This window comes from Streptomyces sp. NPDC029151 (assembly GCF_055564315.1).
Map to the genome: position 1 here is coordinate 629558 of NZ_JBVHWQ010000004.1, position 20921 is coordinate 650478.

Here is a 20921-nt window from a genome sequence, read left to right on the forward strand (position 1 = left end):
GGAAGTCAGACGCGCATCGGCTGCGGAGACTCCCGGCGCGCCGGGTCCGGGCCCTCGTACTCGCGGATGATCTCGTAGCGCGTGTTCCGTTCCACCGGGCGGAAGCCCGCGTCGCGGATCAGTTCCAGGAGGTCCTCGCGGGTCAGCTTGTTCGGCGTGCCGTAGTTGTCCGCGTCATGGGTGATCTTGTACTCGACGACCGAGCCGTCCATGTCGTCCGCGCCGTGCTGGAGGGCCAGCTGGGCGGTCTGGACGCCGTGCATGACCCAGAAGACCTTGACGTGCGGGACGTTGTCGAACAGCAGCCGCGACACCGCGAAGGTCTTCAGGGCCTCCGCGCCCGTGGCCATCTGGGTGCGGGCCTGGAGGCGGTTGCGGACCTTGCCGTCCTTCATGTCCACGAAGTCGTGCTGGTAGCGCAGCGGGATGAAGACCTGGAAGCCGTTCGTCTCGTCCTGCAGCTCACGGAGCCGGAGAACGTGGTCGACGCGGTGCCTCGGCTCCTCGATGTGGCCGTACAGCATGGTGCACGGGGTCTTCAGCCCCTTCTCGTGCGCCAGGCGGTGGATGCGGGACCAGTCCTCCCAGTGGGTGCGGTGGTCCACGATGTGCTGCCGGACCTCCCAGTCGAAGATCTCCGCGCCGCCGCCGGTGAGGGACTCCAGGCCCGCGTCGATCAGCTCGTCCAGGATCTCGGACGCCGACAGGCCGCTGATCGTCTCGAAGTGGTGGATCTCCGTGGCGGTGAACGCCTTCAGGGAGACGTGCGGGAGGGCCGCCTTCAGCTCGCGCAGGGAGCGGGGGTAGTACCGCCAGGGGAGGTTCGGGTGCAGGCCGTTGACGATGTGCAGCTCGGTGAGGTTCTCCGACTCCATCGCCTTGGCGAGCTTGACGGCCTCCTCGATGCGCATCGTGTACGCGTCCTTCTCGCCCGGCTTGCGCTGGAACGAGCAGTAGGCGCAGGAGGCCGTGCACACGTTGGTCATGTTGAGGTGCCGGTTGACGTTGAAGTGCACGACGTCACCGTTCTTGCGGGTGCGCACCTCGTGGGCGAGACCGCCGAGCCAGGCCAGGTCGTCCGACTCGTACAGCGCGATGCCGTCCTCGCGGGTCAGCCGCTCACCGGAGCGGACCTTCTCCTCCAGCTCGCGCTTGAGCCCGACGTCCATGCCAACACCTTTCTCCGACAACTCGACCAACGGTACTCCCCCGCTTTCCGCGCGGGCGGTGCGCCCGGTGGCGCCGCGCGCCTACACCTCCTCGGGCAGCTCGCCCACCCGGTTCTCCCACTTCGTGGAGAGCACGATCGTGGTGCGGGTGCGGGAGACGCCCTTGGTCCCGCTGAGCCGGCGGATGATCCGCTCCAGGCCGTCCACGTCCGTCGCCCGGGCCTTGAGCATGTACGAGTCGTCGCCGGCGATGAACCAGCAGTCCTCGATCTCCGGCAGGTCCCGCAGCCGCTGGGCGACGTCCTCGTGGTCGGCGGCGTCGGAGAGCGAGATGCCGATCAGGGCGGTGACGCCGAGGCCGAGGGAGGCCGCGTTCACCGTGGCGCGGTAGCCGGTGATGACACCGGCCGCCTCCAGCCGGTTGATGCGGTCGGTGACGCTGGGGCCGGACAGGCCGACAAGGCGCCCCAGCTCCGCGTACGAGGCCCGGCCGTTCTCCCTCAGGGCCTGGATGAGCTGCCTGTCCACCGCGTCCATGCGATCGAAGCCTTCCGGTGAAAGTTCCTGAAGTGATGAGGTGCGTGCGTACTGCTACGTGCCCGGCCGGCCGGCCGCCGAGCCGCCGCCCAGCTCGCCGTGCCAGCGCCGGTACAGGCCGTGGGTGACACCGGCCGCGTCCAGCACCCGGCCGGCCACGAAGTCCACCAGGTCCTGGATGTGGGTGGCGCCGGCGTAGAAGGCGGGCGAGGCCGGGACGACCGTGGCGCCGGCGTCGTCCAGGGCGACGAGGTGGCGCAGCGTCTGGCCGTTGAGGGGGGTCTCCCGTACGGCCACGACCAGCGTCCGGCGTTCCTTCAGCGTGACGCTCGCCGTGCGCTGGAGGAGGTCCTTCGACAGGCCGAGGGCCACACCGGCGACGCAGGCGGTGGAGGCGGGCACGATGAGCATGCCCTTCGCCGGGTACGAGCCCGAGGACGGGCCCGCGGCGAGGTCGCCCGCGTTCCAGTACCGGACACCGCCGATGTCCGGGTCGAAGGTGCCCGGCTTGCCGTCGGCGCCCCGGGCGAGCCATTCCCGCAGGTCGTCCTGCCAGTGGGCGTCCCGGAACGCGATGCCCGTCTCGTCCAGCAGCGTCAGCCGCGAGGCCCGGCTGACCACGAGGTCCACCGCTTCGCCGGCCTCCAGCAGCGCGCGCAGCACGGCGGCCGCGTACGGCGTACCGGAAGCTCCGGACACCCCCACGATCCAAGGCACGCGCTGCGTTTCTCCTGCGTTCACACCTTGAGCGTACCGGCGCGCCCGACCGTGCTCAGGCCGGGTGGGGCCGACCGCCTCAGACGGTCAGACCCCGTACGAGGAGATCCAGCAGCGCGCACACGAACAGGGCGATGCCGATGAACCCGTTGACGCTGAAGAACGCCCTGTTCACCCGGGACAGGTCGTGCGGGCGGACGATGGTGTGTTCGTAGAGGAACGCGCCGGCGACGACCAGCAGGCCCAGCCAGAAGAACGCACCGGCGTGGGTGGCCAGGGCGTACCAGACGAACAGGGCCGTCGTGACGGTGTGGCACACCCGCGCGCCCCAGATCGCGGCCGGGACCCCGAAGCGGGCCGGGACCGACATCACGCCGATCTCGCGGTCGGTCTCCACGTCCTGGCAGGCGTAGATCAGGTCGAAGCCGCCGATCCAGACGCCGACGGCCAGGCCCAGGATCACCGCCGTCCAGGACCACTCGCCGCTGATCGCCAGCCAGCCGCCGATGGGGCCCATGGACTGGGCGAGGCCGAGGATGGCCTGCGGGAAGTTGGTGAAGCGTTTCCCGTAGGGGTAGACCACCATCGGGATCACCGCGACCGGCGCCAGGGCCAGGCAGAGCGGGTTCAGCAGGGCCGCCGCGCCGAGGAAGACCACCAGGGCGACCAGGGCGCCCGTCCAGGCGTGCCGGACCGACATCGCGCCCGTCACCAGCTCGCGCTGGGCGGTGCGCGGGTTCCGGGCGTCGATCTCGCGGTCGATGATCCGGTTGACCGCCATGGCGAAGGTGCGCAGGCCGACCATGCAGACCGTGACCAGGAGCAGCCGGCCCCAGTGGATGTTCCGGTCCCACTCGTACATCGCCGTGAGGGAGGCGATGTAGGCGAACGGGAGCGCGAAGACCGAGTGCTCGATCATCACCAGGCGCAGGAAGGCCCGGGTGCGGCCGGGCTGGGTGAGGGCAGCGGTGGTCACAGTCCGTACTCCTTCCAGCGGCGGTCCACCAGGGCCGCCGTCTCCGGGTCGGACTCCACCATGTCCGGCCAGCCGCCGTCGCGGGTGTAGCCCTCCTCGGGCCACTTGCGGGTCGCGTCGATGCCCGCCTTACCGCCCCAGAACTGCTGGTAGGAGGCGTGGTCCAGGTGGTCGACGGGGCCTTCCACGACCGTGAGGTCCCGGGCGTAGTCGGTGTTGCCAAGGGCCCGCCAGGCGACCTCGTGCAGGTCGTGGACGTCGCAGTCGGCGTCCACGACGACGATCAGCTTGGTGAGGGACATCATGTGGGCCCCCCAGATCGCGTGCATGACCTTCTGCGCGTGCTTGGGGTACTTCTTGTCGATCGAGACGATCGCGCAGTTGTGGAAGCCGCCGGACTCGGGCAGGTGGTAGTCCACGATGTCCGGGACGATGATCTTGAGGAGCGGGAGGAAGAAGCGCTCGGTGGCGCGGCCCAGCGGGCCGTCCTCCGTGGGCGGCCGGCCGACGACGATCGACTGGAGCAGCGGCCGCTTCCGCATCGTCACGCAGTCGATCGTCAGCGCCGGGAAGGGCTCCTGCGGGGTGTAGAAGCCGGTGTGGTCGCCGAAGGGGCCCTCGGGCAGCATCTCACCCGGTTCCAGCCAGCCCTCCAGGACGACCTCGGCCTGCGCCGGGACCTGGAGCGGGACGGTCTTGCAGTCGACCATCTCGATGCGCTTGCCGGAGACGAAGCCCGCGAACAGGTACTCGTCGATGTCGCCGGGCAGCGGCGCCGTCGAGGCGTAGGTCACGGCGGGCGGGCAGCCGAAGGCGATGGCCACGGGCAGGCGCTCGCCGCGCCGGGCCGCGACCTGGTAGTGGTTGCGGCTGTCCTTGTGGATCTGCCAGTGCATGCCGATCGTGCGCCGGTCGTGGCGCTGGAGGCGGTACAGGCCGAGGTTGCGGATGCCGGTCTCGGGGTCCTTGGTGTGGGTCAGGCCCAGGTTGAAGAAGGACCCGCCGTCCTTCGGCCAGGTGAACAGCGCGGGGAGCCGGTCGAGGTCGACGTCGTCGCCCTGGAGGACGACCTCCTGGACCGGCGCGTTGTCGGACTTCACCTTCTTCGGCGGGACGTGGGCCATCGCGCCCAGCTTGCCGAAGGCCTCCCGTACGCCGACGAAGCCGTGCGGCAGCTCGGGCCGCAGCAGGCCGCCGATCTTCTCGGAGATCTCGCCGTACGACTTCAGGCCGAGCGCCTTCAGCAGGCGGCGGTCGGTGCCGTACACGTTCATGGCGAGGGGCATGTCCGAGCCGCGCACGTTCTCGAAGAGGAGCGCCGGGCCGCCGGACTTCTGCACCCGGTCGACGATCTCCCCGACTTCGAGATACGGGTCGACCTCGGTCTTGACGCGCTTGAGGTCTCCCTCGCGCTCCAGCGCCCGCAGCAGGGAGCGAAGATCGTCGTAAGCCATGTGTCCCAGTATCGACCACCGCCTGCCCGGGCCCCGTCACCGGGTCGCCGCGGAGCCGGCCCGGGTTCCGGTAAGTCCCTGGACGGCAGGTCACGGGAGCAGGGTTAATGGTCGACACCGAGTAAAAACGATCTTCGACCTCTGGGGGACTCTTGGAGACCGGCACACCGCCCGAGCACCCGGACCACGCGCCGTCCGCGCCGCCTTCACCGCCGTCCGCACCGGCCGCCCCGCCCGCGAGCCCGCCGTCCGGGCCGTCCTCCGGGCCGTCGTCCGGTGCGCCGGCCGGGCCGGTGGGCACCGGCTACCCGGGGCCGCCCATGCCGGACGTGCCACCGCCGGCCCGGACCGCCCCGCCGGCCCCGATCGAGCTCCGGGTCAGCAAGCGGATCCTGTGGATCGGCTCGGCCGTCTACCCGCTGCACAGCATCGCCCGCGTCTACACCTTCGTGATGCGGCCGCGGCGCAAGGAGGCGGTGCTGCGGTTCCTGCGGTACGCCGCCGGGACGCTGGTCGTCGGGTTCATCGCCATGCTGCCCGGCCTGCCCTCGCTGACGTTCCAGGGGCCCGACTCCGGCGGGGCGGGTTATGTCGCCTGGGTGTGGCTCCTGGCGCTCGGCGCCGCGATCTACTTCTTCGTGGACATGATGTCCGTGCTGACGGCCCCGCCCCACTACGTGCTGGCCGTCGAGACGTCCGGCGCCTCCACCGGGCTGGTCACCAGTCGGGACCCGCGCCATCTGGACCAGCTCGTGGGGCAGATCTCGTACGCCATCGACCACCCCGACGCCGAGTTCCGGGTGACGGTGGAACGCCTCACCGTCTCACCGAACAACTACTACTTCGGCGACAACGTCAACATGTACGGCGGCAACGGAAACGTGGGGATCACGCGATGAGCGGCAACACCTACCACTACGGCGACAACGTGAACATGTACGGCGGCCAGGGCAACCAGGGCATCGTCAAGACCCAGACGGGCGCGGGCCCGGCCGGCGCCGACCCGGCGCTGGTCGCGGCCCTCGCCGAACTGCAGCGGCAGATCGCCGAGTTGCGCGCCCGGGTGCCGGCCCCCAGCGCCCAGCTGCTCGAGGAGTCCCTGCCCGCGCTGAGCACCGAGGCCGCCGTGCCCGCGCAGGAGCGGCACCGGGCGCTGATGGCGATCGCCGGGATCGCCGCCACCGTCGGCACGGTCGGCCGGCCGGTGGCCGAGGCGGTCCGGTCGGTCATCGGTCTGCTGGGCGGCTAGGCCCTCGGATCCCCCCGTGGTCACCGACGGTTAATCACTTCCGCGTTCGGCCTGCCACCCGTTCCGTTGAAATGAACCGGACGGGCATGTCCCGGCCGCGTCCCACGGCATTGCCTTAAAGGGGGGGCCCGCATCCAGGGGCCCCCTTCTGTGATGGGAGACGCGTGCGAATCACTGACATCCAGCGCTGCGAGGTCCGGCCGGGACGGCTCGTCGAGTGGACGCTGAGCCCGGCGACCGTCGCGGCGGCGGCGGCGCTCCCGGAGGACTCCCGGCCGCCCGCCTACATCCAGGAGTCGCACATCAGGACGGCCAGGTCCGTCCGGGAGGACGGGCTGTTCGTGCCGACCTGGCTCGGTACCGCCTTCGACCTGCCCGGCCCCGTCGACCTCGACGTGCTGGAACGGGCCCTGCACACCTGGACCCTGCGGCACGAGACGCTGCGCAGCGGCTTCCGCTGGGCCGGCGAGGAGCTGCGCCGGTTCACGCTCGACCCGGCCGACGTGTCCCTGCGCCGGGAGGAGGGCGGCCACTTCCCCGACGCGGACGGTCTCGTCCGGCACCTCCAGCACCGCTTCGACACGGTCGCGGACGCGCTGCGCTGGCCCAACCTCATCTACACGGCGGTCGTGCGCGACGACGGCGCGAGCGTGTACATGGCGTTCGACCACAGCAACGTCGACGCCTACTCCCTCCAGCGGATCGCCTCCGAGATCCACGAGCTGTACGCGGCGGGCCTGTCCGGGAGCGAGCCGGACCACGGTGTCCCACCCGCGAGTTACGTCGACTTCTGCGAGATCGAGCGGGCCGGCGCGGACGGCATCGACGACCGGCACGCGATCGTGGACCGCTGGCGGGAGTTCATCCACCGCTGCGACGGCACGCTGCCGGGCTTCCCGGTCGACCTGGGGCTGGCGCCGGACGGCCCGCTGCCCCGGCAGCAGATGCTGTGCGAGCCGCTGGCGGACGCGGACGCGGCGGCGGCGTTCGAGGCGTACTGCCGGCCGTACGGCGGCAGCCTGGTCGGGGTGCTGGCCGCGACCGGGCTGATCGTGCACGAACTCGGCGGGCAACCGGTGTACCGGACGGTGGTGCCGTTCCACACCCGGGTGAAGTCGCGGTGGAGCGACTCGGTGGGCTGGTACGTGGGCGGCGCCCCGATCGAGGTGCCGGTGGGCCGCACCCGCGGCTTCCCGGAGGCGCTGCGCGCGGTCCGTGCCGAGCTGCAGGCCAACCGGTCGCTGGCCCGGATGCCGCTGGCCCGGGTGCTGCGCCTGCTCGGCGCGGACTTCCGGCCGACCTCCCCGGACCTGTACTCGATCGTGTCCTACGTCGACGCCCGCGCCATCCCGGGCGCCGGGCGGTGGGCGCAGTGGAACGCGTACGGATTGATGCGGGTGTCGTACGGGGACCAGGTGTGCGTGTGGGTGAACCGGCTGCCGGAGGGGCTGTGGCTGGCGGGCAGGTACCCGGACACGGACGTCGCGGCGAAGACCGTGCGGCTGTACGTGGAACGGCTGCGGGACCGGATCGCCTCGGTGGCCGACGGGAGCCTCCCGGCCGTTTCATGATCCCCTGCGGTTTCGTGACCCAACGGTCACCACGCCGGCACACACCAGCCCTGGCCTGAAGCAACTCCCCCTTCCTACACTGCCGTTGAGGGGGGAATGCGGTGCACAGACGGTTGCACGGGCGCGGAGCGCTGTTCGACGTCGATCCGGCCGGCCTCGCGCCACGACTCGTGGGCCTGCGCCCGCACCAACACCGCGCACATCCGTACGAGCATCCGGACGAACCGCCGTTCGTGGTGCTCACGGGGGCGCGCGGGCTGGGCAAGAGCGCGGTGCTCGCGGAGCTTCGGGACGCCTACCGGGGCCACACGCCGGTCGCGCTGGTCGACTGCGCGGAGGAGCAGTTCCGGGCGCCGCCCGCGGACCGGCCCGCCGCCTCCTGGTCGCCGCTCGGGCAGGCACTGCTGGTGCTCGCCGAGCAGCTCGCCGCGCCGGTGACGGGCGCGGGGCGGATCACCTTCCCGCGGCTGATGCCGGGGCTGGTCGCGGTGGCCGCCGGCGGCTGGGGCGACGCCGACTCGGAGCGGATCCGCCGGGAGGTCGAGCGGATCCTGCTGCTGAACGAGAGCGGCTCGTGGATCGGCTCCGTGGCAGGGCGCTGGGCCGGGAAGGTGGCGGCCAAGGTGGTCGCCGCGGCCACCGGCACCGGTCCGCTGGTGTCGGGCGCCATCGAGGCGACGCTGGAGTCCCTCGCCGAGGGGTTCACGCACCGCCGGCACCAGAAGGCGTCGGTGTGGTATCGGACGTATCCGAACGCGGGCGGCAACGCCCAGCGCGGGCTGATCCTGCTCTCCCAGCACTTCCGGGACGGCGGCAGCTCACGCGAGCACGCCGAGCGGTACCTGGTGCGGGCGCTGCTGGCCGACCTGACGGAGGCGTACGCGGGGGTGCTGCCGCGGATGCAGCGGCTGGGGCGGCCGCTGGTGCTGCTGGACAACGCGCAGACGGCGCCGGGTCCGGGGCTGGTCGCGGCCGTGCTGCGGGACCGCACCGAGGGCGTCGCGGACCGGGTGGCGTTCGTCGCGGCCCGGCGCGGTGAGGGCCGTGCGGAGCTGCCGGGCGCGGTGCGGCGGGCGCTGCCGGAGGTGGCCCGGCGCTGCGACTGGGTGCCGGAGGCGACGCCCTCCTCGCGGGCGCTGCTGCTGGCGCTGCCGCCGTTGAGCGCGGACGACGCGCTGCACATCGTCGGCGCGGTCTGCGGGGACACCGCGGTCCCGCCGCACCTGCCGGCCGCCGCGCACCGGCTGACCGGAGGGAACCCGCTGGGCATCGTGCTGCTCGCCGAGTCGGCCGCGCAGGCCGGGGCCGGGGCGTCCGCGCCGGCCGGCCTGCTCACGTCGGGCGTGCGGCCCGCCGAGGACCTGCCGGCCGTGCCCGCCTACGAGGCGCTGCTGGCCCGGCTGGTGCCGGCCGAGCACCTGGACGCGCTGACCGTGCTGGCCGCCGCCCACGACCACGCGTCGGCGTGCGCGCTGGCGGCGGCGCTGCTGCCGGACACCTTCGGCCCGGCGAGCGTCCGGGAGCTGCAGACGCTGCTCGCCGAGGAGGGGCTGCCCGACGTGCCGGGCCGGTTCGTCGGTGACCCGTTCGTACGGACCCTGCTGCTGCTGCGGCTGCACCTGCGGGACGCCGACCACGCGTCCTGGCGCACCGCGCACGAGACGCTGATCGCCCACTACCCCGACGAGCGGCACGCGCCGTACCGGCTGCACCACGAGCTCGCGCTCGGGGACACCGAGGGCGCGGTCGCCCACCTCCGCGACACCTTCCCGACCGCGGAACCCCGGGCCTGGCTGCGCGGCCTGCGGTTCGTCGCGTCCGCGCCCTACTTCCACGCGCACGACGCCGAGGGCCGCGACTTCGCCGGCCGCGGCGACCGGCGCACCGTGGTCGCGCTCGGCCGCACGGACGCCGGGCACGCGGTGCCGCCGGGCGCGGACGCCGTCCTGCACCTGCGGATACGCCGGCTGCTGCACGCGGTGTGGCTGCTCGCGGATCCGCTGGTGCTGCCCGACCCGCAGGTGTGCGACCGGCTCCGCTTCGAGCTGGAGCAGCTGTCCAACCTGCGGCCGGCGGGCAACGCGCTGCTGTGGCGGGCCTCCCGGGACTGGCCGGCGGCGGCGCTGGCCGGGCGCCCGATGGAGGACCCCGGAAACACGGACGGCGGGGACGGCGGGGACGGCGGGGACGGCGGCGACGGCGGGCCGGACGACGACAGCGGGGAGGCGTGATGGCGCGCAGGGGTGTGGGCACGTGGATCCGCGAGGGCGTGTGGGAGATCCCGCTGCGCCGCTACACGGCCCTGCTGGTGGCGGCGGCGCTGGTGGCCGGCCTGGTGTTCGCGGTCCGGGTGCTGCTGCACGAGGACCGGTCCTGCGGGCCGGGGGTGGCCCGGCCGGAGGGCAGCGACGAGTGCGTGGGCGTGGCGACGGGGCCGTACGACTTCGGGCAGCCCCGGCTGCGGGACGTGGTCGCGGCGATCGGCCGGGAGAACGACCGGCTCAAGCCCGGCGACCACGTGACGGTGGCGCTGCTGCTGCCGTACACCTCCACGTCGACGACCAGCCTGAACGACATCCGGCACCAGCTCCAGGGCGCCTATCTGGCCCAGTACCAGGCCAACCACGACGCCAACGGGGAACGCCCGCGGATCCGGCTGGTGCTCGCCAATCCGGGGGCGACCGGCGCGTACTGGCGGCGGACGGTCGAGCAGCTGACGGCGATGACGACGAGCGGGGACCGGCTGCGCGCGGTCGCCGGCATCGGGCAGAGCACCAACGCCGCCAAGCTGGCCGTCCGGGAGCTGACCCGGCACCGGATCCCGGTGGTCGGCTCCAGCATCACCGCCGACGACCTCGCCAACGGGCAGCGGGGCGAGGACCCCTTCCCGGGGCTCGCCCGGGTGGCGCCGACCAACACCGACGAGGCCCGCGCGCTGGCCTCCTTCGCCAAGGTGAGCGCGGGCCGGGCGCTGCTGGTGTACGACAAGCCCGGCGACCCGTACACGCGCACCCTGCAGCAGTCGTTCGCGGCGCTGATCAAGGGGTCGCCGTACGAGCCGCAGCCGTTCACGCCGCCCGCCGACCGCACCGAGGAGGGCACGACCGCGAACACCTTCCGGCAGATCACGCACCTGGTGTGCGACACGTCCCGGGAGACGGACACGATCCTGTTCGCGGGCCGGCACACCCAGCTGCGCCAGTTCATCAACGCCCTGGGCGGGCGGGGCTGCCAGGACCGGAAGTTCACGGTGCTGACCGGGGACGAGGCGTCGTACCTCACCCATGAGAAGGACCTGGACCGGGGCGCGCTGCGGCACAACCTGTCCGTCCGCTACACCTCCCTCGCCCACCCGGACACCTGGCTGAGGGCGGCGGAGCGGACGGGCGGCTCGGCGGCCGACTTCACCGCGCTGCGGCGGCTGCTGGCGGACGCGGACCGGGAGCCGGTGGGTCCGATCGGTACGGCCGCCCTGGACGACGGGCAGCTGATCATCGGCTACGACGCGCTGCGGCTCGCGGTGCACGGCATCCGCGAGGCGGTGCCCTCCGGCGGGTCCGTCCCGGCACTCGCGGACGTCGGCCTGCAGTGGCCGCAGGTGAAGGGCTCGCTGCGGGTGGACGGGGCGAGCGGCTGGATCTGCCTGGACGTGCACGGCAACCCGTACGACAAGGCGGTGCCGGTGGTGGAGCTGACCCCGGGGGGTGGTTCGCACTTCGTGCGGATCGCCTGGCCGGAGGGGAAGCCGCCGGGGAAGGAGTGTCTGCCGCCGTCCTAGGTGAGTTGTCCGGGGAGGGGTTCCGCGCCCTCCCCGGGCACGGCTTCCGAGGGTGCCAGGATCTCGATCAGCCGTTCGAGCCGGCTCCGCCAGCGCTGGTCGGTCTCCCCCTCGCCCTGGAACTCGTGGGTCAACCGCAGCGCGCTCGCCGCGTCCCCGTGCCGCTCCAGGTGGAACCGGATGCGGCCGCCGCCCTCCAGGGTGTACTCCGCGACGCGGTCCACGTCCCACGCCGTCACCCGCCCGGTGCCCAGGTCGCCCAGGCCGGCCAGCCCGTCCAGCCGGGGTTCGAGGACGTCGACGGCGGTGCACCACCCCGCGAGTCCCTCGGGGGTGGCCACCGCCGGCCAGACCTCTTCCATGGGCCTGGGGAGCCGCACCAGGAAGTGGAGGATGTGCGTGTTCCCGTGGGTCTGGCTGGTGCCCTGTTCGATGGAACCGCTCATACTCCCAGTGTGTGGGACCGGCGACTCACACGCCCGCGTAGGAGTGCTTGCCGCTGACGAAGATGTTCACGCCGTAGTAGTTGAACAGCCAGCAGCCGAAGGCGAGCAGGGCCAGGTAGGCGGCCTTGCGGCCCTTCCAGCCGGCCGTGGCCCGGGCGTGCAGGTAGCAGGCGTAGGCGATCCAGGTGATGAAGGACCAGGTCTCCTTCGGGTCCCAGTTCCAGTACCGGCCCCAGGCGTCGCCCGCCCAGATCGCGCCCGCGATGATCGTGAACGTCCACAGCGGGAAGACGGCCGCGTTGACGCGGTAGGCGAACTTGTCCAGGGACGCGGAGGCGGGCAGGCGCTCCAGCACCGAGGAGGCGAACTTCCCGGGCTTGCCACCGGTCTGGAGCTTGTTCTCGTACGAGTCCTTGAACAGGTACAGGATCGTGGCGACCGCGCCGACGTAGAACACCGCGCCGCAGAAGATCGCCGTGGAGACGTGGATGTACAGCCAGTACGAGTGCAGGGCCGGCACCAGCTGGTCGCTGGCCGTGTACAGGACGGTGACCGCGAGGCCCAGGTCCAGCAGGACGGTCGTGACGAGGAACAGGCCGAGCCAGCGCACGTTCTTCTTCAGGGCCAGCAGCGCGAGGTACACGCCGACGGCGACCGTGGAGAAGGTGATGTTGAACTCGTACATGTTGCCCCACGGCGCCCGCTCCACGGAGGCCGCGCGGGTGACGACACCGCCCAGCTCCACGAGGAACGCGAGCACGGTGAGGGAGATGGCGATCCGGCCGTACAGGTCGCCCTGCTCGTCGCCGCCGTGCGCGCCGGGCCCGTCCGGCACGTCGCGGGCGCCGGACGTCGAGCGGACCACGACCCGGGGCCGCTCCAGCACGGCGGTGCCGCCGGCCCGCTGCACGGTGACGGCCGGCGCGGCCGCCTTGCGCTCGCCGTCGGCGGTGAGCGCGGCGGCCGTACGGCCCACCTTGCTGCGGCTGCCGAACAGCCATTCGGCGATGTAGGCGAAGAAGGCCAGGGTGTAGACGGCCATCGACGAGTAGATCAGCGTGTTGCTGATGCTCGCGAGGTGTTCGTTCGTTGCGGCGGCGAGGGTCACTTCTCAGCCCCTTCGGCAGGTACGACTGGGGATTCGGAGGCGTCGTCGGGATCGGGGGCCCCCGGCGCCTGGTCGTAGAGGATTCCGGCGAGGGCGCCCAGCTCCTCGGGCACCTTCGCGGACTCGCTGCGGCCGAGCCCGGCCATCTCGACCACGGTCACGCCGTCGGGGCCGGTCACCGCGCGCACCCACACCCGGCGGCGCTGGATGAACAGGGACCCGGCCAGACCGAGGATCGCGGCGAGGGCACCGCCGAGCGCCCAGCCGCCGCCCGGCTCCTGGACGATCTCGAAGCCGGCCCATTCCTTGATGTCCTTCTCGAAGGTGACGGACCCGGCGCCGTTCGGCAGCGTCAGCGTGTCGCCCGGCTTCAGCAGCTTCTTCAGCAGCCGGCCCTTGGCGTCCTTGAACGCCTTCATGTGCTTCTTGTCCATCTGGTACACGCTCTGCGGGGTGCCCGAGTCCACGCCCAGGTCGCCGTGGTAGGCGTTCACCGCGAGGAGCGGGTTCAGCAGCGCCGGGAACTGGGAGAGCATCGTGCCGCTGCGCGCGTCGAAGGTGGGAACGAAGAACGACTGGAAGCCGAGCTGCTCCTTCTTGCCGCGGGCGTCGCGGTAGCCGTCCATGACCTTGACGACGCCCTGCGAGGAGACGTTGCCGTCCAGGGGCAGCAGGGGGACGGGGGCGTGGAAGACGACCGTGCCCTTGCCGTCCCGGACGGTGACGACGGGCGCGTAGCCGTGGCTGACGAGGTAGACCTTGGAGTCGTCGATCTCCAGCGGCTGGTTGACCTTGACGGTGGTCGGCTTCTCCTTGCCGTACGCGCCCACGCTGTAGCGGATCTTCGCCTCGTAGGTGCGCGGGGTGCCCTTGTTGGGGCCGCTGGCCTCGTAGGTGCCCTCGAAGTCCTTCAGGTGGAAGCTGAACGGCACCAGGTCGTCGGTGTCGAACAGGCTGCCGGACTTGAAGTCGTCGTACAGCGGGAGCGTGTTGGAGAAGCCCTCGCCCTCCACCATCAGCACGTTGCCGTCGGACTTGTACAGCTGGCCCGAGGCGAAGGCGACCAGCAGCACGATCAGCGCGATGTGGAAGACCAGGTTGCCCAGCTCGCGCAGGTAGCCCTTCTCGGCGGCGACGGCGTCACCGGCGACGTGGGCGCGGAAGCGGCGCTTCTTCAGCAGCGCGAGGGCGGCCTCGCGGACGTGCTCGGGGTCGGCCTCGGTGCGCCAGGTCGTGTAGGCGGGCAGCCGGGTCAGCCGGTTGGGGGCGGCCGGCGGGCGGCCGCGCAACTGGCCGACGAACTGCCAGGTGCGCGGGACGATGCAGCCGATGAGGGAGACGAACAGCAGGATGTAGATCGCGGAGAACCACACCGAGCTGTAGACGTGGAACAGGCCGAGCTTGTCGTAGACCGGCGCGAGCGTCCTGTGGGCGGCGCGGAAGTCCTCGACCTTGGCGGCGTCGGCTCCGGTCTGCGGGATCAGCGAGCCGGGGATCGCGCCGAGCGACAGCAGCAGGAGCAGCAGCAGCGCGACCCGCATGGAGGTCAGCTGCCGCCAGAACCAGCGGGCCCAGCCGATGACGCCGAAGGCGGGCGGGAGGGAGGTCTCCTCCCGCGGGGCGGTGGAGAGCCGGGAGCCCGCCGCTCCGAGGTCCTCCCGGTCCCGGCTCGTGTCGGTGTCGGTCTTGCTCATCGATCAGATCCCCACACTGAAGCCGTTGGACCAGGTCTGCATCTGCTGCACCAGGCCGTCCCAGGCGCCGGTCAGCAGCAGCAGACCGGTGCCGATCATCATCGTGCCGCCGATACGCATCACCCAGACATAGTGGCGCTTGACCCAGCCGAAGGCGCCGAGCGCCTTGCGGAAGGCCACGGCGGCGAGCACGAAGGGCACGCCGAGGCCCAGGCAGTAGGCGATCATCAGTGTGGCGCCGCGCCCGGCGCTGGACTGCTCGATCGCGAGGGCGTTCACGGCCGCGAGGGTCGGACCGATGCAGGGGGTCCAGCCGATGCCGAACAGGGCGCCGACGATCGGCGCGCCCACCAGGCCGGCGGTCGGCCGCTTGTGGAAGCGGAACTCGCGCTGCGTGAACCAGGGCATCAGCCCCATGAAGAAGACGCCCAGCAGGATCATGAGGACGCCGAGCACCTCGGACAGGACGTCCTTGTGCGCCTGGAGGGTCCAGCCGAAGGAGCCGAACAGCGCCCCGCCGGAGACGAACACGGCGCTGAACCCGAGGACGAACAGGGAGGCACCGGCGACCATCCGGCCCCGCCGGGCCTCGGCCAGGTCGGTGCCGGCGACGCCGGTGACGTAGGAGAGGTAGCCGGGGACCAGGGGCAGCACGCACGGTGAGAAGAACGACACGAGGCCGCCGAACAGGGCGACCGGCAGGGCGGCCAGCAGGGCGCCGTGCAGCACGGTCTGGTTCTTGCCCGTCTCCGCGGCGAGCGTGAGGAGTGCGCTCACGTCACTTCTCCGCGAGCACCGGCTTGATCATCTTCAGCAGGGTGGCGTCGTCGAGCGCCTCCAGGGCGCGCGCGGCGACCTTCCCGTGCCGGTCGATGACGAGGGTCGAGGGGATGAGCTGCGGGTTGAGGGTGCCCTTCTTGAAGCGGAGCATCAGCTTGCCCGCGGGGTCGTACAGGCTCGGGTACGCGACCCCGTGCTCCTTCTCGAAGGCGACCGCGGGGGTGGTGCTGTTGTCGCGGGTGTTGATGCCGACGAACTGCACGCCCTTGTTCTCGTACTCCTTGGAGACCTTGGCGAAGTACTCCGCCTCGCTCCGGCACGGTCCGCACCAGGAGCCCCAGACGTTGACGACGACGACCTTGCCCTTGTAGTCGGCGACGTCCAGGGTCTTGCCGTCGATGGTCTTGCCGGACAGGTCCGGGGCCGCGGCGCGCTTGCCGGCCGGGACGGTGTCGATGCCGTTGTTGCCGGTGACGAAGTTGGTGTCGCCACCCCCACCGGAGATGCCGCCCTTACCGCACGCGGAAAGGGTCAGGGCCGCGACGGCGGCCACAGCGCTGAGCAGGACGGCGCGGCTACGGGTACTCATGTGAAAAGTTTCGCATGCCTGTTCCGGGGATCTCGCGCGCCCCCCTGCCGGGCGGAAAACCGCATTTCAGGGCGTATTTACACGGGACATTCGGGACATCAGGCAGCGTTGGACGCGGCACCCTTGCCGTCCCGCAGGAACTCCTTCCAGCCGCCCGCCGGCCGCTGCCCGACACCGAGCGTGCGCAGCTTGGCGAGCACCTCCGGCTTCTGGACGTCCATCCAGTCCACGAACTGCCGGAAGGAGACCAGCCGGACGTCGGCGCCCTTCTCCTTGTCGCGCGCGATGTGCTTGAAGGCCTCCTCGACGGAGTCCATGTAGATGCCGCCGTTCCACTGCTCGAAGTGGTTGCCGATGAAGAACGGCGCCCGGTTCGTCTCGTACGCCCGCTGGAAGCCCTGGATGTACGCCTGCGCGGACTGCTTGCGCCAGCCCGGGTAGTTGTAGGAGGGCGCCTTGGTCGAGTTCACGGACTGGTTGGCGAGCATGTTGTAGTCCATCGACAGGACCTCGAAGGAACGTCCGGGGAAAGGTATCTGCTGCAGCGGGAGGTCCCAGATCCCCAGCTTCTTCTCCGGCCACGTCTGACGGCCGCCCGGCGAGGAGGCGTCGTAGCGCCAGCCCAGCTTGCGGGCGGTCGGCAGCAGGTTGCCCTGGCCGAGCAGACAGGGCGTACGGCCGCCGACCAGCTCCTTGTCGTAGTCGAACGGCAGCGACGGCAGGTCGGTCCAGCCCGTGTTGGTCCGCCACCGCTTCACGAACGACTTCGCCTGCTCGATCTCGCTCGCCCACTGCTGCGGGGTCCAGTTGCCGACCGTGCCCGTGCCGGCGCAGAAGTGCCCGTTGAAGTGGGTGCCGATCTCGTGCCCCTCCAGCCAGGCCCGGCGCACGTTCTCCAGGGTGGCCTTGATGTGGTCGTCGGCGAGGTAGCCGATGTCGGAGGCGCCGCGCGGGTTGTTCGGGGGCTCGTACATCCGCTTCTTCGCCTCGGGCAGCAGGTACAGCCCCGAGAGGAAGAAGGTCATGCTCGCGCCGTGCTCCTTGGCCAGGTCCAGGAAGCGCGGGAAGAGGCCGTTGCCGACCTCGCCGGCGCCGTCCCAGGAGAAGATCACGAACTGCGGCGGGGTCTGCCCCGGCTCCAGCGGCTCGGGCTTGGCCGGCTGGTGCGGCTGGGCGCCCGTGAAGGAGGTGGAGCCGTCGCCGATGGGCCGCGCCGGACGCGCGCCCTTCCCACCACCGTGACCGGGCCGGCCCTGGCCGGAACCGTTCGGGCGCTTGCCGCCGTCCGAGGACGTGAGACTCCCGCAGCCGGCGAGCGAGGCGGCGGCCGCGGCCGTGCCCAGGCCGAGTGCCCCCCGCCGGGAGAGGGTCCGGGAGAAGGTGCGCATGGAAAACCCCGATTCGTCACGCCTGCTGGTGGTCACCCGGCAAGAGGGCGTGAAGATCGGGGAGGTTCCAGTGATTCTTATGTTTTTCGCAAGGTTCCCGGCAAAAACACCCTAAGTCACACCAAACGGACTGTCAGTGCACCGGAGGCCGGCCGGTCAGGCGCCGAAGGCCTTCCCCTGCACCGTGCCCTTGCCCTTCTGCGGCCGGGCGCCGGCCCGCAGATGGGCCGGGACCAGATCGATGGCGGGCTCGCCGTAGCCCACCGACACGATCTTGTCACCCAGGTACGTGAACGTCGTCAGGGAGGCCAGGGTGCACTGGCGCTTGCGCGGGTCGTGCCACAGCCGCCGCCGCTCGACGTACGAGCGCACGATCCAGATCGGCAGCTGATGGCTCACCAGCACGGCCTCGTGGCCCCGCGCCCGGTCCTTGGCCGCGTTCAGCGCGCCCATCATCCGCACGACCTGGTCCACGTACGGCTCGCCCCAGGACGGCCGGAACGGGTTGACGAGGTACTTCCAGTTCTCCGGCCGCTGGAGCGCGCCGTCGCCGACACCGAAGGTCTTGCCCTGGAACACGTTCTCGGCCTCGATCAGCCGCGCGTCGGTGTCCAGGTCCAGCCCGTGTGCCTTGGCGATCGGGGCGGCGGTCTCCTGCGCCCGCTCCAGCGGGGAGGAGCAGACGTAGGTGACGTCCCGCGGCGCGAGGTGCTCGGCGACCCGCTCGGCCATCTTCCGGCCCAGCTCGGACAGGTGGTAGCCGGGCAGCCGCCCGTACAGGATCCCGTCCGGGTTCTCGACCTCGCCGTGCCGCATGACGTGGACGACGGTGACGTCCTTGTTCACGGGGTTCTCGGGTGCAGTGCTCATTCCGCCGTGGCCTCCGCAGCCGCCCGGGCCGCCGCCGGCAGGGCGTCGGCGATCTTCTGGATGGCCCGGTCGTCATGGGCCGTGGACACGAACCAGGACTCGTAGGACGACGGCGGCAGGTACACGCCGTTCGCCAGCAGCGAGTGGAAGAACGCGGTGAAGCGGTACGACTCCTGCCGCTTGGCGTCCTCGTAGGTGCGCACCTGCCGGTCCGTGAAGAACACGGAGAACATGTTGGAGGCCGTCTGCAGCCGGTGCGCGACGCCCTCCTTGCTCAGCGCCTCCGTGACCAGGGTCTGGATCTGCGCCGAAACGGCGTCGACCTTGTCGTAGGCGGCGTCGTCGAGCAGCCGCAGCTGGGCGAGGCCGGCGGCGGTGGCGACGGGGTTACCGGAGAGGGTGCCGGCCTGGTAGACGGGCCCGGCGGGGGCGAGGTGCGCCATGACGTCGGCGCGCCCGCCGAAGGCGGCCGCCGGGAACCCGCCGCCCATGACCTTCCCGAAGGTCATGAGGTCCGGCTTCACGCCCTCCACGCCGTACCACCCGGCGCGGCTGGTGCGGAAGCCGGTCATGACCTCGTCGGAGATGAAGAGGGCGCCGTTCTTCCGGCAGGCGTCCTTCAGGCCCTGGTTGAACCCCGGGTCCGGCGGCACGACGCCCATGTTGCCCGGGGACGCCTCGGTGATCACGCAGGCGATCTCACCGGGGTGCCGGTGGAAGGCCTCCTGGACGGCCTCCAGGTCGTTGTACGGCAGCACGATCGTGTCGCCGGCCTGGGCCCCGGTGACACCGGGGGTGTCGGGCAGCGCGAAGGTGGCGACACCGCTGCCGGCCGCGGCGAGCAGCGAGTCCACGTGCCCGTGGTAGCACCCGGCGAACTTGATGACCTTGGACCGCCGGGTGAAGCCGCGGGCGAGCCGGATGGCGGACATGGTCGCCTCGGTGCCGCTGCTGACCAGCCGTACCTGCTCGACGGGCTCGACCCGGGCGACGATCTCCTCGGCCAGCTCGACCTCGCCCTCACCGGGCGTGCCGAAGGACGTACCGCGGCCCACGGCCTCCTGTACGGCGGCGATGACCTCCGGGTGCGAGTGCCCCAGGATCATGGGCCCCCAGGAGCAGACCAGGTCGACGTACTCGCGCCCGTCGGCGTCGGTGAGGTAGGCGCCCTTGCCCGACACCATGAACCGGGGGGTGCCGCCGACGGCGCGGAAGGCGCGCACCGGGGAGTTCACCCCGCCCGGGGTGACGACGGAGGCGCGGTCGAAGAGCGCCTGTGAGGCGGGCGCGTCGTAGGGATAGGGCGTTTCGCTCATGACACTCATGACGTGCGGCTTCTCCGGGTTCTCCGACTCTGGTTGCGAGGTGACCTCCTCAGGGTAGGCCGCGGCCCGGGCGGACCGCGGTCGGCCTCGGGATCGGAGCGGCGAACGGGGCGGTGTCCCGGCCGCGCGTGGCGTCATCGCTCATCTGCGAGACTGAGACCTGATACACACAGCTCATACGCACGTAATGATCAGGGGCCGGGCTTTTCCCGCGTGGACTGTTGTTCCACCGCACGTTTCGGCGGGCGGCCGTGGGGGAGGTCACTGACACGATGATCGGGTTGCGCGGCGGGGGCCACGCGTCCTAGAAAAGCAGTCGGGTGGAGATATGCATCGCGGTGGCGGACTGGGCGAGGGGACTGATGACCTGGGTCCTCGGCGTGCCCGGCGGGGAAGGCACCGGCGCGACGCGGAGGAAACGACCGAGACACGGCAGAGCGACGCACGTCAGACACAGGGTGTACCGAGTGAGCCCGAGCGGTACGACCGGCAGATCGACCGGGAGCTCGACAGCGAGCCCGGCCAGCGCCGTGAGCGCGGGCCGGACCGGCCGGCCGACCGCCGGCTCGACCCCCGGGCCGACCGTCTCCGGGCGGGGAGCAGGAATGGTGGTCGGGTGGGGGTGACGTACAAATACTTCGGCGCGCCGGACGGCGCGACCGCGGCCCGCGTCCCCATCTCGATGCGCCCCGAGGAACTCGGCGGCGACGAGCTGGGCATGAACGGCATGTTCACCAAGATCAAGCCGGAGACGATGGCCGCGATGGTCCTCACCGGCATCGAGGGCGTCCCGCTCCACAAGGTGCCCCCGCTGGAACTGGTCGTCCTGCACCCCGACTACGCCGTGGTCAAGCTCCCCATGACGGTCGTCGACCCCCTGCGCGGCATCGGCGAGGAGGCGGTGGGCGCGGCGGCGTTCATCTGGTCGACGGTCCCGGACCGGGGCGGGCCGCGGGACGCGTTCAACGTGTACCAGTTGCTGCACGAGTGGCAGGACTTCTCCCACCGGCTGCATGAGGCGGGGCATCAGCCTTATTGCCTTGTGTGGCCCTGAGCCGGGGTTTCGAGAGGCCGGGCGGGGCTTTCGGGTTCCGCTCTCGCTGGTGCCTGAGAGGGGCCGTCGGCCATCGGGACACACCTTCTTGCCAGGTGACACGACCGAGTCACCGCTCCGTGCCGGCCACAGGCTCCGGAAAGTCCCGTGCTTTCTCCCTGCTGAAGCGCTCCGTCGCGCCGCCGGCCCGGGTCGAGCCGGCCATCGAGGGGCTGG

Annotated in this window: 19 protein-coding genes; 6 read left to right on the forward strand and 13 right to left on the reverse strand. The window is 71.5% G+C overall.

The genetic code is table 11. The features are described 5' to 3' along the window. Positions 1-5 precede the first annotated feature (5 nt). From mqnE to ACZ4VF_RS19460, 5 genes are all read right to left on the reverse strand, one after another. Entirely contained in the window at positions 6-1169 is a 1164-nt protein-coding gene (gene mqnE, locus ACZ4VF_RS19440; protein WP_467927251.1) for an aminofutalosine synthase MqnE, read from the reverse strand. A gap of 81 nt (positions 1170-1250) precedes the next feature. Further along, positions 1251-1706 carry an Lrp/AsnC family transcriptional regulator gene (locus ACZ4VF_RS19445; RefSeq protein ID WP_467927252.1) on the reverse strand — a complete coding sequence of 152 codons (456 nt, stop codon included), beginning with the start codon at positions 1704-1706 and terminating at the stop codon, positions 1251-1253. A 54-nt stretch (positions 1707-1760) separates the two neighbouring features. After that, on the reverse strand, positions 1761-2423 hold the full coding sequence (locus ACZ4VF_RS19450) for a UbiX family flavin prenyltransferase (RefSeq protein WP_467927386.1): 663 nt from the start codon (positions 2421-2423) through the stop codon (positions 1761-1763). Between the two features lie 79 nt (positions 2424-2502). Then, entirely contained in the window at positions 2503-3399 is an 897-nt protein-coding gene (gene mqnP / locus ACZ4VF_RS19455; protein ID WP_467927254.1) for a menaquinone biosynthesis prenyltransferase MqnP, read from the reverse strand. Next, on the reverse strand, positions 3396-4853 hold the full coding sequence (locus ACZ4VF_RS19460; RefSeq protein WP_467927255.1) for a menaquinone biosynthesis decarboxylase: 1458 nt from the start codon (positions 4851-4853) through the stop codon (positions 3396-3398). Before ACZ4VF_RS19460 ends, mqnP begins: the two co-directional genes overlap by 4 nt. Positions 4854-5173: 320 nt before the next feature. On the opposite strand from ACZ4VF_RS19460, the gene ACZ4VF_RS19465 reads away from it, so the two are divergent. The 5 genes from ACZ4VF_RS19465 (at position 5174) to ACZ4VF_RS19485 (ending at position 11451) form a co-directional block, all read left to right on the forward strand. Continuing rightward, complete coding sequence (locus tag ACZ4VF_RS19465; RefSeq protein ID WP_467927257.1) at positions 5174-5752, forward strand: DUF6232 family protein; 579 nt, start codon at positions 5174-5176, stop codon at positions 5750-5752. Then, on the forward strand, positions 5749-6102 hold the full coding sequence (locus ACZ4VF_RS19470) for a hypothetical protein (protein WP_467927258.1): 354 nt from the start codon (positions 5749-5751) through the stop codon (positions 6100-6102). The genes ACZ4VF_RS19465 and ACZ4VF_RS19470 overlap by 4 nt, the downstream gene beginning before the upstream one ends. 164 nt (positions 6103-6266) lie before the next feature. Continuing rightward, complete coding sequence (locus tag ACZ4VF_RS19475; RefSeq protein WP_467927259.1) at positions 6267-7673, forward strand: condensation domain-containing protein; 1407 nt, start codon at positions 6267-6269, stop codon at positions 7671-7673. Between the two features lie 101 nt (positions 7674-7774). Next, positions 7775-9904 (forward strand): hypothetical protein, encoded by a 2130-nt coding sequence (locus ACZ4VF_RS19480; protein ID WP_467927260.1) that lies wholly within the window; start codon positions 7775-7777, stop codon positions 9902-9904. Further along, complete coding sequence (locus ACZ4VF_RS19485) at positions 9904-11451, forward strand: hypothetical protein (RefSeq protein ID WP_467927262.1); 1548 nt, start codon at positions 9904-9906, stop codon at positions 11449-11451. Before ACZ4VF_RS19480 ends, ACZ4VF_RS19485 begins: the two co-directional genes overlap by 1 nt. Here the strand turns inward: ACZ4VF_RS19485 and ACZ4VF_RS19490 are convergent. The 8 genes from ACZ4VF_RS19490 to hemL form a co-directional block, all read right to left on the reverse strand. Then, entirely contained in the window at positions 11448-11897 is a 450-nt protein-coding gene (locus ACZ4VF_RS19490; protein ID WP_467927263.1) for an SRPBCC family protein, read from the reverse strand. The two genes, ACZ4VF_RS19485 and ACZ4VF_RS19490, sit on opposite strands and share 4 nt — an antisense overlap. A gap of 25 nt (positions 11898-11922) precedes the next feature. After that, complete coding sequence (gene ccsB, locus ACZ4VF_RS19495; protein WP_467927264.1) at positions 11923-13005, reverse strand: c-type cytochrome biogenesis protein CcsB; 1083 nt, start codon at positions 13003-13005, stop codon at positions 11923-11925. Beyond that, positions 13002-14699: a cytochrome c biogenesis protein ResB gene (resB, locus tag ACZ4VF_RS19500; RefSeq protein WP_467927266.1), complete on the reverse strand. Its 1698-nt coding sequence runs from the start codon at positions 14697-14699 to the stop codon at positions 13002-13004. Before resB ends, ccsB begins: the two co-directional genes overlap by 4 nt. Before the next feature lie 3 nt (positions 14700-14702). Beyond that, entirely contained in the window at positions 14703-15476 is a 774-nt protein-coding gene (locus ACZ4VF_RS19505) for a cytochrome c biogenesis CcdA family protein (protein WP_467927267.1), read from the reverse strand. Between the two features lies 1 nt (position 15477). Then, positions 15478-16068, reverse strand: a complete 591-nt coding sequence (locus ACZ4VF_RS19510) for a TlpA family protein disulfide reductase (protein WP_467927268.1) — start codon at positions 16066-16068, stop codon at positions 15478-15480. 98 nt (positions 16069-16166) lie between these two features. After that, positions 16167-17456, reverse strand: coding sequence for a polysaccharide deacetylase family protein (locus ACZ4VF_RS19515; RefSeq protein WP_467927270.1), 1290 nt, complete (start codon positions 17454-17456; stop codon positions 16167-16169). 156 nt (positions 17457-17612) lie between these two features. After that, entirely contained in the window at positions 17613-18326 is a 714-nt protein-coding gene (locus tag ACZ4VF_RS19520) for a histidine phosphatase family protein (RefSeq protein ID WP_467927271.1), read from the reverse strand. Further along, positions 18323-19642, reverse strand: a complete 1320-nt coding sequence (gene hemL / locus ACZ4VF_RS19525; RefSeq protein ID WP_467927273.1) for a glutamate-1-semialdehyde 2,1-aminomutase — start codon at positions 19640-19642, stop codon at positions 18323-18325. The genes ACZ4VF_RS19520 and hemL overlap by 4 nt, the downstream gene beginning before the upstream one ends. Positions 19643-20267: 625 nt before the next feature. Here hemL and ACZ4VF_RS19530 point away from each other — a divergent pair. Beyond that, on the forward strand, positions 20268-20705 hold the full coding sequence (locus ACZ4VF_RS19530) for a hypothetical protein (RefSeq protein WP_003974483.1): 438 nt from the start codon (positions 20268-20270) through the stop codon (positions 20703-20705). The last annotated feature ends 216 nt before the right edge of the window (positions 20706-20921 follow it).